Genomic DNA, 12,609 nt, shown 5'->3' on the forward strand with positions numbered 1-12,609 from the left:
GGGAGTCAGTTGGCGAAGTCGCGGATCGCGTCGCTGAGCGCGGTCATGATCTGGTCGATGGAGTCGGCGGCACCGGTCCGGGCGAGGTAGAAGCCGAAGAGCACGGCGACGACGGCCGCGCCGACGCCGAGGGACTTGAAGCGCAGGAGCAGGAGCAGCAAGAGCCCGAGCAGCGCGAGTGCGGACACGGTCAGGACCATGAGCGAGGCCTCCTTGAGAGCGAAAGGCGAAGAGAAGCGGGTCAGCGGGTGCCTTCGTGGCGCATGCGCGACGCGGTGTTGTAGAGGCGGCGCCCGATGCGCAGGCGTCGGCCGTAGCCGCGGCAACGGCGGCACTCACGGCCCCTCTTGAGCCGTCCGGTGCGCGTCTGCCGGATCTTGTGGCCCCAGCCATCGCACTTGCGGCAGGAGCCGAACGGGCTCGCCGCGCACAGCGTCGCGTAGCAGAGCGTGAGGAGTATCAGGAGCGGCATAGCGGTGAGCAGAGAAGGCATGGAAGCCCCTCCCAGGGCAGGAATCAGGGCGTGCGCGAGGATGGCCGCTAGAAGCTAGTGGCCAGTTCAGAGCCGGTATTGGGTGCTAGCGGGGGTGCTAGACCTAGCGGGGCTGCTTGCTAGGTCCAGCCCGGTCCGACAGCTATGCGGCGTCGGCCGTTCCGTCACGTTCCGCAAGCGCCTTGAGGACGTCGGCGCGCCTGATGCCGCGCCGGTTGGCGCCCTTGCCGTCCTCGGTCGTGCCCCACACCTGCACGGTGCGGATGCCGTACGGCTTGAGCGCGGCCGTCAGTTGCTCCGGTGCCCAATCGCCGTACACCTCCGGCCGCAGTTCGGCGAGGCGCGGCACGACGGCTTCGTTCCAGAGCTTCGACTTGTCGGCGGGGACGGCCGCGCGGAGATCGGCCAGCAAGTCGTACGAGGCGTCGGCGGGACCGTTCTCCGGCTGCTCGCCGAGCGCGTGCCCGGCGAGGACGCCGGCGCGCTCGCGCAGTGCACGGGCGCGGAGCGCGATCCGGTCCGCCTCGACCGCGTCGATGAATGCCGAGCGGACGATACGGGCGTCCGCGCCCTCACCGAGGAAGTACGAGATGCCCTTGTCACCCCAGGCGAACATGCTGGCCCGCACGCCTCGCTTGTACGCGCCGGTGCCGAGCACCATGTCGTTCTCGACCTGGCCCATGACCTTCAGGCACCAGCGGGCGGAGGCGTTGGCGCTGATCGAGGTCGGGATGCTGTCCTTGTCCGGCCGTTGTGTGGCCAGCAGCAGTACGATCCCGGTCGCCGGCCCGCGCTTCACCAGGTCGGTGCAGATGTCCTTGAACTCCCCTCCGTACGTGGGGTGTTCGAACCACACCTGGCACTCGTCGACCCCCACCACGATCGGATGCAGACCGAGGGACCGCTTCGAGGCAAGCTCTGTGGTCACCTTCGACTCGGGGCAGATGTCCCGAGGCAGCGAGCGGATCACCTTCGCGCGCCTACGCAGCTCGCCTTGGAGTTCTCGCAGGTCGGCGATGGCGTACTCGATGTCCGCGTCCTCTTCGCCGGCCCGATGCCGGTACGCGACGCGGTCGCCGACCGAGTCGAGGTCGCCCGTGCCCTTGAGGTCGTACGTGTGCAGCTCGGCGCGCGGGTCCAGGGCGGCGACGAGCAGCAGCAGACGCAGGAGGAACGTCTTGCCCATGCGTGGGATGGCGCCGATGACGCCGGCGATGAACATGAGGGTGACGCCGACCCACCGGCCGCGCTGGTCCGTGCCCCAGACGACCGGCTTGAACAGGTCGGTGCTGCCGGATTTCGCGAGCGGCCACGGGTCTTGTCTGGTCAGCGACATGTCCTGGTCTCCAACCCACAGCCGAAGCCGCCCGGTGTGCTCGTCGGGCACGGCCTCCGGCCAGACGCAGCCGAGCGGGCGCCGCAGCCCGGACGCCAACTTGTCGCGCCGGTCGACCACGTCCGTGACAGTCACGCCGTACGGAAGGTCGCCCTCGGCCAGCCAGCCGGGGCCGTCGCGAGTGATAGGCGCGGTGAAGGCGAAGCCCGGACCGCCCTTGGACTGGGCTTGGTTGATGGCCGGGATGCCGAGCGAGCCGAGGGCACGCAACACGATGTCGCTGGTCAGCTTGGTCGCCTTGGGGATCTCGACGGCGCGGTGAATCACCGGATCGTCGGCCGGCTGGCCAAGGTGCCCGAGCGTCAACGTCATGAGCGCGCCGCAGAGCGCGAGCAACGAGCCGGGCGCGAGGACGTACAGAGCCAGGCTCGCGGACAGCCCGACGATCGAAGCGGCGACCATGACGACCGCGCGCCACCGCACCCGGCGGTCGCGCTGCCGGGAGAGCTTCAGGTAACGGTCGATGTCGTCGCTCGTCGCGGCGGACTGGCGCAGGGGCTCGCCCTCGGCGTCCGTCATCCAGCGCATCGCGTCGCCGATGAACCGCGCGGCGCCGACCGGCGAGCGGAGGCCAAGTCGCAGCGTGTACCAGGGGGTTCGGACGCAGTGGTACGCGGTGACGTGCCAGGCGTACGCGGCGACTCCCCTGCCAGCGGTTCGGAACTCGGCCCGCGACTTCGCCCACGCGGGGATGACCGCGCGACGCTTCGCGCCACGAATCCGCTCCGTGAGTTCGGGGCCGGAGGGTCCGCCGGGGCGGTCGACCGTGACCGTGTCGCCAGGGTCTTCGGAGTCGGCCGACTGAGGTGACTCGGTGGGTCGGGTGCTGGTCGGCTGCCGCTCGTCGGAGCCGGTGCCCAGTTCCTTCTCCAGCCGAGCGAAGAGATCGCGCTCGTGGTCGGGCTCTCGGTCGTTCTCGTTGTCGTCCTCGTGCTTCACTGAGAATTCCTTCCGGTTGGGAGGGAGCCCGAGGCCCGGCCCTACCCGCCAAAGCAGCGGCCGGGCCTCGGTTCAGAGGTGCTGTGGATGTCGAGACGGTTCACACAGCGGCAGGCGATGTGTCGCGCGCCGGCTCGGGGTCGCGTTCGGCTCGGAGCACGTCCCGCAACTGGCGGGAGCGCTCCTGACTGCACCCGACGGCTTTACGGATGGGGTCCGCGTCCAGCGCTTCGTACGGCCAATCCGCCGTCGCCTTACGGGCTTTGGTGATCGCGGCGTCCCACGTCATGCGCGGCCGGTAGACGCCTGATCCGGACTTCCGGCGCTTGCGCGGCTTCGGTTCCGCTTCGGGCTCGGGGCGGATGCCGGGCTCCGACGGAGGGTCGGGCTCCGACTGTGGCTGCGGCTCCGGAGACAGCTCGCCCAACCTGAGCAACACGAGATCCCGAGACGGCGCTTTGCGTCGCCAGGCGCGGCCGTAGTTCTCGCGCAGCTCGGCGCGTACCAAGAGTCGGTTCTTCTCCAGGTCCAGCGCTTCGCGATAGTCGGTTGTCTCCCACAGCACCATCCGGCGCCACAGCATCAGCGTGGTGAGAGGAGCGAACAGCCACCGTGAGCGACGGATGCGTTCCATCCTGGCGCCGGTCGCCACGCCGATACGCACGGCGTAGACGTGAGCGGCGATCTCGCCGAGCACGACCCACAGCAGCGGCATCGCTCCATGGGCGATCTTCGCCGAGACCGACTCTCCTGCCGCGATGTTCAACCAGCAGGTCACGAGCGTCAGCGCCCACGGCACGAACCGCACCCACGCGAGCGGCATGCCGAGCCTGATCAACAGCAGGTTGGCCGCGGTGAAGATGGGGATGGCGAGGTCGATGCCGATCGGCAGCATCCACGGCTCGCCGAATCCCCAACGAGCGGCGGCGGACGAGACCGAGTCGAAGGAGGCGACGAGTCCGAGGCCGCCCACTCCGGCGCCGGCCGGGATGACGACGCCGAGCAGCGCCCTTTCTGTCCGGCTGAGTGGAGGTGGAGGGGACTGGGCCGCTTGCGCGCTGCTCACGCGGCAACCCTCCCTACCAGCGGGAACTCGGCGCGGTGTCGCAGCGGCGCGAGGCTGCTGAGCTGCACCGCGTAAACCGCGTTGAGCATGGAGATCTCGTCCTCCCGGCTCTCGGCCAGCAGTTCCGCCAGGACGGCGCGAGCCGCCTCCCGACGAACAGCGCTCGCCTCGGCGGACTCGTCGGCCGGACCGAGGAACAGCTCTCGGAAGTCCTCGAAGACCGGTCCGGCCAGGTCGTTGCTCACCTCGTTCAACTCGCGTGCCTCGAAGGCTTCGAGGACGCTGACGACTGTCTGACTACCGGCGTACGTCGTGCGCATCGGAATCGCTCCTGAGTCCGGATGGGGTGGAGGAGTACTCAGACGCGGAAGCGCCGGGGGCCGGTCAGACGGACGCCCAAGTGGTACGTCGCGGTCACTGCGGCGAATGCGCCCAGACCGGCCAGGAACATCAGCAGCCAGTCGGCGCCCGTCGACTGCGCGTACAGGCAGCCGAGGACCGCGGCGAGTACGGCGACTGCGAGGACGATCAGGGCCGCCAGACCGCGGCGGGCGGTCGCCGGCCCGGCGTGGCGGGCCACGATCTCCAGGTCGTACGGATCGCTGAGACGGACCGAGCCGCCCGGTACGTGAACGGCGACGCGGCTGAGACTGCTGACACCCGCCTGCGTGGCCACGCCGACCACAGTGCCGAGAGCCATGTCGGTCCGATCCCGGACGACATCACCAAGCGCGAGGTGCATCGGTCCCCCTTCGGGAAGTAGTCGCTTCCTTCGGACTGCTTCACGACGTCGCGAAGCAGCAGTAACTCATCAAGAGATCTTCTCCTCAAGACCTCTTTAGGAGTTACTAGGGACTATGACTCACCTCTCCTCTGGTCGTCAAGACCTCTTTATGAGTCGTATGCTGGCGCCGTCAGAGCGAGACAGGACGGTGAGAACTCATGGCCAAGGCGTACGAACGAATCGCGGACGAACTCCGCCAGTCCATCCGCGCAGGTGAGCTGCGGCCCGGAGACCGCCTGCCCTCGGAGACGAAGCTCGCGGAGGACCACCGGCGGAGCGTGCCGACGATTCGTGACGCGCTCCGGCTGCTCCAAGACGAGGGGCTGGTCGAGAAGCTGCACGGCCGCGGAAACTTCGTCCGCAAGCCCCGCACGACCGTGCTGCGCACGAACGAGCGGCACCAGTGGGAGAAGGACCGGGCGCGTGAGCCCGAGGGCGAGCGGCTGAAGACGGGTTCGACGGAGCACGACACCGGCCTGACGGTGAACGATCTCGTCTTTCACGCGGCCTATCGGGAGATCAAGGCCGGCGCGGATCTCGCGGGTGTCTTCGACGTGCCTGAGGGGACCGCGTTCATCGAGCGCACCTTCCGTACGCGGTACGACGCGGAGAACGCCCCGTTCACGCTGGTGACCTCGTACCTCGTCCGCTCGCTGGTGGAAGCCAACCCGGATCTACTGGACGCGGCCAACGAGCCCTGGCCGGGCGGCACTCAGAGCCAGCTCCATTCGGTCGGCATCGAACTCGGCCGCATAGAGGAACGCGTCACCGCCCGCCCACCGACGCCGGAGGAAGCGGAAGAACTCGAACTTCCACCGGGCACCTCGGTGTTGCTGCTGCGGAAGACGTCGTACGACATCGAGGGCCGCGCCGTGGAGATGTCCGACGTGACGCTCCCCGGCGACCGCACCGAAATGCTCTTCACCACTCACCTGGAAAGGTGGTGAGTGCCGTGCGTCGGCTCATCACCGTCGTCACCGCCGTGCACGGTCCCTCGGCTCACCTCCTGCCGGAGGCGTATAAGTCGCTGCGTGCACAGGAGTTGCCCGACGGGTGGGAGTGGCAGTGGCTCGTCCAGGAGGACGGCAGGAGCGACGACGTCGCGCCGCACGTCCCGGACGACCCGCGTGTGGTCTTCAAGCAGGGACGGCACGGTGGGCCCGGCACCGCTCGCACCTTGGCTCTCGCCCACGCGGACGGCGAGTACGTCAAAGTCCTCGACGCGGACGACCAGTTGCCGGACGGCGCGCTGGCCCGCGACCTGGCCGCACTCGAAGGCGACGCCACGCTCGGATGGGCGACGTCCCGCGTCCTGGACCTGATGCCGGACGGCTCCACGGTCGGCTTCGACGGCGACCCGGACAACGGCCCGTTGGAGCGCGGCGCCGTACTCGACTACTGGTCGACGCACGACTTCCGCGCCCCGGTCCACCCGGCGACACTCTTCGCCCGCCGCGACCTGGTGCTCGCGCTGGGCGGCTGGATGGCGCTGCCGGCCTCGGAGGACACGGGGCTGCTGCTCGCGCTGGACTCCGTCAGCCGCGGTTGGTTCACGAGCGAGGTCGGTCTCCTGTACCGCAAGTGGCCGGGCCAGGCGACGGGCCAGGCCGCCCATACCGACCCGGCGGAGCGGGACGCACGGATGGCAATCGTGGAGGCGAGGGCGCGGGCGCTGTCGTATCTGCGGTGGAGGTACCCGGTCACCGGCTGAGTTCGTCGAATTTCAGAACCCCCGGCGGGCACGAGTCTGTAACCGTCAGGATCAATACATGGATCCTGGAATTGCCGCAGTCTTCGGGGCTGCCGTGGGCGTGGTCGGCTCGACTCTGGCAGCAGCGGTGGCTGGCTTCTCGGCACAGCGACAGGTCAGGTCGGAACACACGCACTGGCGTCGGCAGTTGCGACGCGATGCTTATACGGCATTTATCGCCAAGGCGGACGAGGTGCACAGACTTCTGGCTGGCATCGAGGCTGAGTTGATCAGTCCGGAAGTGCACTTCGAACTGGTTCGTGACGAAATTGACAGGGTCAAGGCCACGCTTCAGGAAGACCTAGCGGCGGCTCAAGCTACCGTGGAGATCGAAGGTCCAGAGAAGCTCGCTCGTACGGCAGAGGAACTCACTCGCTCACTGTCTGCGTGCATTGCGGCCATGCGTGCTCGAACCATCGGGCGAGAGTCAGGTAACCCGATTAGCCAGCTAGATGCACAGCGTGTGCGGCGATTCTTGAATCACGCCTTGACCAAGCGTAAGCGGTTCGTGGAGCAAGCCCGTACGGCTATCGACGTCTAGCGGTCCGCGGCAAGGTTTGCCCTGTCGCGACGCTCTGCAGGCGCGTTGGCTTATCCAGCTGCCATCAGGCTTGATCAGAGTCCAATCAGTTCTGGATCGGTACCTCGTAGACGATTTCGCAGATGGCGGCCGGGATGACGATGTCGGCCGTCTCGACCGGGCGGGATTCGTCGCTGTAGTACGTCCGGCGGATGCGCGTGACGAGCGCGCCGCGCTGAATGCCGAGGAGTGTCGCCTCCTCGGCGTCCGCCTGGCCGGGCTCCGGCTGTTCCACCACGTGGCTGACCGTGATGCCGATCTCCGCCATGCGGTCGACCACGCCCTTGCCCGCGTGCGGTCCGCCCTCCGGCAGTACGACAAGGGTGCCCGACGTGATCTCGTACGGCTCCCAACTCGTCGACGTCTGGGCCGGCTTGCCGTCGACAAGGAACTCGTACGCCGTACGTACGCAGAGATCGCCCTCGGCGATACCGAGACGTTCGGCGATGCCCGCAGGTGCGGGAACCTTCGCTTCCGTACGGCTCTCCCACGTCCCCCGCTTACCGAGCGAAGCCATGTCGGCGCGGAATGGCGAGCCACCGAGCTGCTCCCGGTACTGCGAGCGCACCATGCGCAGCCGCTCGCGCGGAGCGGCGACGTATGTGCCTGATCCCGCACGCCCTTCCAGGACGCCGAGCGAGATCAGCAGCTCTTGCGCGCGGCGGATGACGTTCTCGCCAACGCCGCATTCCTGCGCGAGTTGAGCGCGCGACGGAAGCCGGTCTCCGGGAGTCCACTCCTGGTCAGCGATGCGCTGCCTGATCACGTCGGCGATCCGGAGGTAGGGCGGTTGCTCTCGCATATGGAAAATCTAGTCCACTAGCTCTAATCTAGTTAACCAACTTCACCTATAGTGACTGTGTGGCGACGGAGGACTTGTGTCCGCACCTGCAATTCGTGCTGGCCGCGTGGCTGCGCGTCTCTCCGCCGCCGGGCTCGCGCCGCATGCGACGGATCACGCCGACCTCACGTACATCGAGACGGAGTTACCGGGCGTGGTCGACGTCGAGACGTGGCGCGAGGTGCTGGCAGCGCTGGAAGAGGCCGATTGCTTCGGGCTCGTCACCAGCGCGAACGGTCGCCGGGTGTGGGCCGCTTTCGGCAATGAAGCCCCCGCGACGGTCGACGCCGTCCGGGGGCATGGCCTTCAGCTTTAGGGAGCTGATCAGCGTGTTCGACCATATGCGCCGTGCTGCCGCATGGACCCGACGGCAGTTACTGCCTCCTCTCCTCGCTCCATCGATAGGTCGGCACCGCCGCAGGTCCGGGGCGCGTGCGTCCGAAGCCTTCGCGTCAACTCCAGCGCTGCTGGTGGGGCGCCCTCTGTGGTACCCGAAACACGCGGCACCGCTGCGCGCCGAGGACCACGCCCTTGTTCGGCCGTACTTGCTGGCCCACGAAGAACGCGTGCGGGAATGGTGCGCCTCGCGACCTCGCACGCTGCTGATTCGCCCGTACTTCGACGCACCGGAGGCGAACTGATGCCGCCGAATCACCACCCATCACCGGGTCCAGCCGCGGCACCGTACAACTCGCTCACCTGCCGTATGGGCGCGCACGCCGGGTGCGATGAATCGGTGCCCATGGGGCCGCCGGTCGCTCCGCCGCTCGTCTACGAGACGTGTGAGTGCCCGTGCCATCAGACCCGCGACGGAGCCTCCGACAACTCCAGCGAGGGGGAAGCACATGGCTAACCGGTATGAGCAGATCGCGGACGACCTCCGGCGCCTGATCACGGCCGGCACCTGGCCGCTGGGCGAGCGGATGCCCGCAGAGGCGGAACTGGCCGCCCGCTACCGCGTCAGTACGCCAACTCTGCGCATGTCACTCGAACTTCTCCAGAGCGAGGGCCTGATCGAGAAGCGGCACGGCATCGGCAACTTCGTCCGTCGGCAGGGGCAGCGGATCGCGTACGCGAGTGACAGGCGTCTGGCTGATGACCAGGCGGCGCTCAACCTGGGGACGGACAACGTCAGCGATGTCAGTCTCGACATCACGATGGTTGAGGCTGACGGGCGTCTCGCCTCATTCCTGGACGTGCGGGTCGGCAGCCCGTTGACGGAGTTCGTCTTCGTCAGTCGTCAGTGCGCGTCGCCGCGGAGCCTGACCCGTATCTACGTGCCGCACGCCGTGGCGAGCCTCGGCGTGCCCGAGGCGGACGGATCTCCCTGGGGCGACAGCGTGCGCGAACTGCTGTCGGCGGACGGGGTGGAGGTGGTGACGACCACCGAGCGAGTCACTGCCCGATTCCCGACGGCGGAGGAGGCTCACACGCTCAACATCAGCACCAGGACACCGGTCCTCGCGGTGGAGCGCACCTCAACCGATGCCAGTGACCGTGTCGTTGAGGGCGCGTTCCTCGTGATGCCCGGCGACCGCATCGAAGTTCTCTTCACCACCCGATCCGCAGCTCCCGCGACTGAAGAAATGGAGACGTCCGGATGACTGCCCACACGAATGCTCTGCGCCTGCTGCCGTGGACGACACCTGAGGGAAAGCCGTGCTTCCTAAGCTCCGACGGCGGTGAGGGAGTTCTCTCCCGGCTCGCGGACGACGTGGAGGCGGTGCAGACGAGTATGGGCGCCGAAGTGCTGGGCGGCGCCAAGGCGGTACTGGCCGATCCGCAGGTAGGCGCTCGTGAACTCCGGTTCGCTCTTGCGCGGGTGACCGAAGTCCTGGGCGACGTGCTGAGGGTGGCAGAGAGCAGGGGCGCGCGGTTGTCTGTGCCGCACGAAGACGATGAAGGCGGCGAGGGGGACGACCCGCGCCTGCCAGCGGAAGCCTTCGGATGAGTCCGACCACATGACGTCGAAGACGGGTGCGAGGGCCGTGACGTACTGCGGATGCTGCGCGGGTCGCGGGGTCATCTGGTGCCCGGACTGCTGCGGCTTCCGAGGCTGCCACACTTGCCGTCGTACGTACCGGGTGCCCTGCCCGGTGTGCGTCGGCGGGAATCAGGACCCCATCCGCTGGTCGTAGTGCCCTTACCGACGGGCACGGCCCGGCTTCCTCGATACAGGGGAGCCGGGCCGGTTTCGTATCAGGGCAGGGTTTCGGCGTCGACGTGCGAGAAGATCAGATCACTCTCTTCGACAACCGGTCCCCGCCACCGAACGGGCACCGCTCGCCTCCCGCGTAGGGCCGCCACGTAGCTCTCAGGGGCGTATTCGTTGGAGAGCCGATAGGCGTGGAACCCGTGCTCTTGCATGGTCTGCATCAACTCCTCGGCGGAGTCGCCGAGCTGGGCCATGCGGTCGGGAGTCACCTCAACGGTGATCTCGCAGTCGGGCCGCAGCTTGTCGAGCAAGGGGATCATGCCGCGCACCACTGATCCTTCAGCGCCTTCGACGTCGATCTTGATCACTCGTGCGGTGCTGATCTCCTCGGGAGCAAGCAGCTCGCCCAGCGGAAACGCCTCAACCTCGAATGAGGACTCCGCCGGCCCGTCGTACGGTACGACGCTGTTAGCGCCCATGTTGGCCGAGCTGGCTAGCACGAAGGTCAGCTTCTTCCGCTCGTCGGAGACGGCTGCATTGACCGCACGAACGTTGTCGCGCCGGTTGAGTCGCACCTGCTTCAAGAGCAGCTGATGGAAGTCGGGAGAGGCCTCGACGGCCGCCACCCGCCCGGCTCCACCGACGAGGCCGGAGGCGAGCACGGTGTAGTACCCGATGTTCGCCCCCACGTCGATGAACGTGTCGCCGGGCAGCAGGCGGGCTTGGAGCCACCGCGTCATGTGCGGTTCCCACACACCGAACATGTAGATATAGCGCTGGATCAGGTCCTGAGTGTCTACGACGAATCGCGCCCTGAAGCGCGAATGCACGATCCTTTGCCGAGCGCTGTCCCGGAGACGAGGGTTCAGGTATGCCGCAGCGATCGACTTCATACCCAGCCGGGACGGGGCGTGACGGAGGTACCCACGGCCCAGACTGACCAGCATGTTGTCTACCCCACCTCTGTTCATCGATTGCCCCTCCGCCGAGCCCTAGGCGAACCATATTTGGCGACAGCGACGCGCGGGCCCGACTGCGAGCCTGGCAGACTGCTGAGGAGCTACGTCCCAGGTCAGGCTGCGGGGACCATCCCCCGCATGTGCGGCGATGGTCCTGGAGTGACGCGGGTAGTCACGTGACTACCCTTGGCTCCCCGCGGCTCGCGAGGAGGGGCCCCCGGTTCAACTGCCATGCTCGAGAAACGGCTCCTTGCGCCCGCAGGGGACAGCCCTGGAGGCCGAAGCCGCGCGGCAGTCTTCTGGTCCACGCCGAAGCCCGCATGCAGGCCGAACTCCGTACTCAGCGAACTGGTTGCAACCACTGACTTCCGCGTCTTGTCTTCATCGTCATGACAGCCAATCGAAGGTCGAGGTCCGCGCCGAATGATCGGGATTTGCGGTTATGGAAGGTTGGCCGGGCGCTGACCCTCTCCTTCGCCACTGCGGTCCTGGTCGCGGGCGGTGTCTTCTACGGCCTGGTGGTGCTGCTCGACTTCAAGGAGATCGACACCACCGGCAAGCTCGATGCCAAGACGCTCTTCGACCTGGTGAAGCTCTCCTTCGGAGTGGTCGCCGGGGCTGGCGCGCTCGTCGCCCTGGTCGTCGCCTACCGCCGCCAGCGCGTCGACGAGGCCGGCGCCCACCGCGAAGCCACCCGGCTCCACACTGAACGCTTCTCCCAAGCCGTCGACAAACTCGGCTCCGACTCACCCGCCGTCCGGCTCGGCGGCGTCCACGCCCTGGCCGGCCTCGCCGACGACGCCCCCGACCAGAGCCTGCGCCAGACATGCATCGACGTCCTGTGCGCCTACCTCCAACTCCCCTTCACCCCCGACCCAGGCAATGACCCGGCCCACCAAGAGGAACACCACCGCTACCTCGCCTTACGCAAGGTCCGGCACACCATCCTGCGTCTCATCGGCGACCACTACCGACGTCCCAAGGGAACCCACCGCTCCTGGCAGGGCTGCGACCTCGACCTCACCGGCGTCAACATCGACGGCAACATGGACTTCAGCAACGCCGCGTTCTCCGGCGGCAAGGTGGACTTCCGCAGCGCCGTGTTCTCCGGCGGCAAGGTGGACTTCCACGGCGCCACGTTCTCCGGCGGCACGGTGCACTTCGGCCTTGCCAAGTTCTCCGGCGGCACCGTGGGCTTCCTCGGCGCCGTGTTCTCCGGCGGCACGGTGAGCTTCCGCAGCGCCGTGTTCTCCGGCGGCGAGGTGGACTTCCACCGTGCCAAGTTCTCCGGCGGCACCGTGGGCTTCCTCGGCGCCGTGTTCTCCGGCGGCACGGTGAGCTTCCGCAGCGCCGTGTTCTCCGGCGGCATGGTGCACTTCCACGGCGCCACGTTCTCCGGCGGCACGGTGCACTTCAGCCTCGCCAAGTTCTCCAGCGGCGAGGTGCACTTCCACGGCGCCACGTTCTCCGGCGGCACGGTGGGCTTCCTCGGCGCCACGTTCTCCGGCAGCACCGTGGACTTCGATGGGGCGATGGGTCCGGCCCCCCAGGGGCTTCTTGCCGCCGCCGGCACTCCCCGTGCTACGACGGTCACCCTTCCCGCAGGTTGGTGACCACATCCCCATAGCGCTAGGAGGCGTAATCGG

The 12,609-nt window shown here is 67.8% G+C and carries 15 protein-coding genes; 6 read left to right on the top strand and 9 right to left on the bottom strand.

Going from position 1 to position 12,609, the window contains the following annotated elements:
- Positions 1-5 precede the first annotated feature (5 nt).
- From BHU15_RS04505 to BHU15_RS04530, 6 genes are all read right to left on the bottom strand, one after another.
- Positions 6-200: a hypothetical protein gene (locus tag BHU15_RS04505; RefSeq protein WP_069625958.1), complete on the bottom strand. Its 195-nt coding sequence runs from the start codon at positions 198-200 to the stop codon at positions 6-8.
- Between the two features lie 41 nt (positions 201-241).
- On the bottom strand, positions 242-493 hold the full coding sequence (locus tag BHU15_RS04510; protein WP_069625959.1) for a hypothetical protein: 252 nt from the start codon (positions 491-493) through the stop codon (positions 242-244).
- A gap of 142 nt (positions 494-635) precedes the next feature.
- Positions 636-2,828 carry a cell division protein FtsK gene (locus BHU15_RS04515; protein WP_069625960.1) on the bottom strand — a complete coding sequence of 731 codons (2,193 nt, stop codon included), beginning with the start codon at positions 2,826-2,828 and terminating at the stop codon, positions 636-638.
- Positions 2,829-2,928: 100 nt separating this feature from the next.
- Positions 2,929-3,894, bottom strand: coding sequence for a DUF2637 domain-containing protein (locus BHU15_RS04520; protein ID WP_069625961.1), 966 nt, complete (start codon positions 3,892-3,894; stop codon positions 2,929-2,931).
- The gene (locus tag BHU15_RS04525) at positions 3,891-4,214 is read right to left on the bottom strand and encodes a hypothetical protein (protein WP_069625962.1); all 324 of its coding nucleotides are present in this window, start codon (positions 4,212-4,214) and stop codon (positions 3,891-3,893) included. The genes BHU15_RS04520 and BHU15_RS04525 overlap by 4 nt, the downstream gene beginning before the upstream one ends.
- 38 nt (positions 4,215-4,252) lie before the next feature.
- Positions 4,253-4,594, bottom strand: a complete 342-nt coding sequence (locus BHU15_RS04530; RefSeq protein ID WP_141726766.1) for a hypothetical protein — start codon at positions 4,592-4,594, stop codon at positions 4,253-4,255.
- A 242-nt stretch (positions 4,595-4,836) separates the two neighbouring features.
- Here BHU15_RS04530 and BHU15_RS04535 point away from each other — a divergent pair, with 242 nt between their 5' ends.
- From BHU15_RS04535 to BHU15_RS39655, 3 genes are read left to right on the top strand one after another with little or no spacing between them, the layout of a single operon-like run.
- Positions 4,837-5,625, top strand: coding sequence for a GntR family transcriptional regulator (locus BHU15_RS04535; RefSeq protein WP_069625964.1), 789 nt, complete (start codon positions 4,837-4,839; stop codon positions 5,623-5,625).
- Between the two features lie 5 nt (positions 5,626-5,630).
- A complete protein-coding gene (locus BHU15_RS04540; protein ID WP_069625996.1) occupies positions 5,631-6,389 on the top strand; it encodes a glycosyltransferase family 2 protein in 759 nt (252 codons plus the stop codon).
- 58 nt (positions 6,390-6,447) lie between these two features.
- Positions 6,448-6,969 (top strand): hypothetical protein, encoded by a 522-nt coding sequence (locus tag BHU15_RS39655; RefSeq protein WP_141726767.1) that lies wholly within the window; start codon positions 6,448-6,450, stop codon positions 6,967-6,969.
- 85 nt (positions 6,970-7,054) lie between these two features.
- Here BHU15_RS39655 and BHU15_RS04545 read toward each other — a convergent pair whose 3' ends face one another.
- A complete protein-coding gene (locus tag BHU15_RS04545; RefSeq protein ID WP_069625965.1) occupies positions 7,055-7,810 on the bottom strand; it encodes a GntR family transcriptional regulator in 756 nt (251 codons plus the stop codon).
- Positions 7,811-7,916: 106 nt separating this feature from the next.
- Between BHU15_RS04545 and BHU15_RS04550 the strand changes: the two genes are divergently transcribed.
- Positions 7,917-8,165, top strand: coding sequence for a hypothetical protein (locus BHU15_RS04550; RefSeq protein ID WP_255293019.1), 249 nt, complete (start codon positions 7,917-7,919; stop codon positions 8,163-8,165).
- 529 nt (positions 8,166-8,694) lie between these two features.
- On the top strand, positions 8,695-9,453 hold the full coding sequence (locus tag BHU15_RS04555; protein ID WP_069625967.1) for a GntR family transcriptional regulator: 759 nt from the start codon (positions 8,695-8,697) through the stop codon (positions 9,451-9,453).
- 62 nt (positions 9,454-9,515) lie between these two features.
- Here the strand turns inward: BHU15_RS04555 and BHU15_RS42085 are convergent, their stop codons facing one another.
- Both BHU15_RS42085 and BHU15_RS04565 read right to left on the bottom strand, forming a co-directional pair.
- Positions 9,516-9,875 carry a hypothetical protein gene (locus tag BHU15_RS42085; protein ID WP_171908311.1) on the bottom strand — a complete coding sequence of 120 codons (360 nt, stop codon included), beginning with the start codon at positions 9,873-9,875 and terminating at the stop codon, positions 9,516-9,518.
- A 173-nt stretch (positions 9,876-10,048) separates the two neighbouring features.
- Positions 10,049-10,951 carry an FkbM family methyltransferase gene (locus tag BHU15_RS04565; protein WP_069625969.1) on the bottom strand — a complete coding sequence of 301 codons (903 nt, stop codon included), beginning with the start codon at positions 10,949-10,951 and terminating at the stop codon, positions 10,049-10,051.
- 446 nt (positions 10,952-11,397) lie between these two features.
- On the opposite strand from BHU15_RS04565, the gene BHU15_RS04570 reads away from it, so the two are divergent.
- On the top strand, positions 11,398-12,576 hold the full coding sequence (locus BHU15_RS04570; protein WP_438284955.1) for a pentapeptide repeat-containing protein: 1,179 nt from the start codon (positions 11,398-11,400) through the stop codon (positions 12,574-12,576).
- Positions 12,577-12,609: the final 33 nt, after the last annotated feature.

Source organism: Streptomyces niveus (assembly GCF_001723055.1).
Classification (GTDB): Bacteria; Actinomycetota; Actinomycetes; order Streptomycetales; family Streptomycetaceae; genus Streptomyces; species Streptomyces niveus.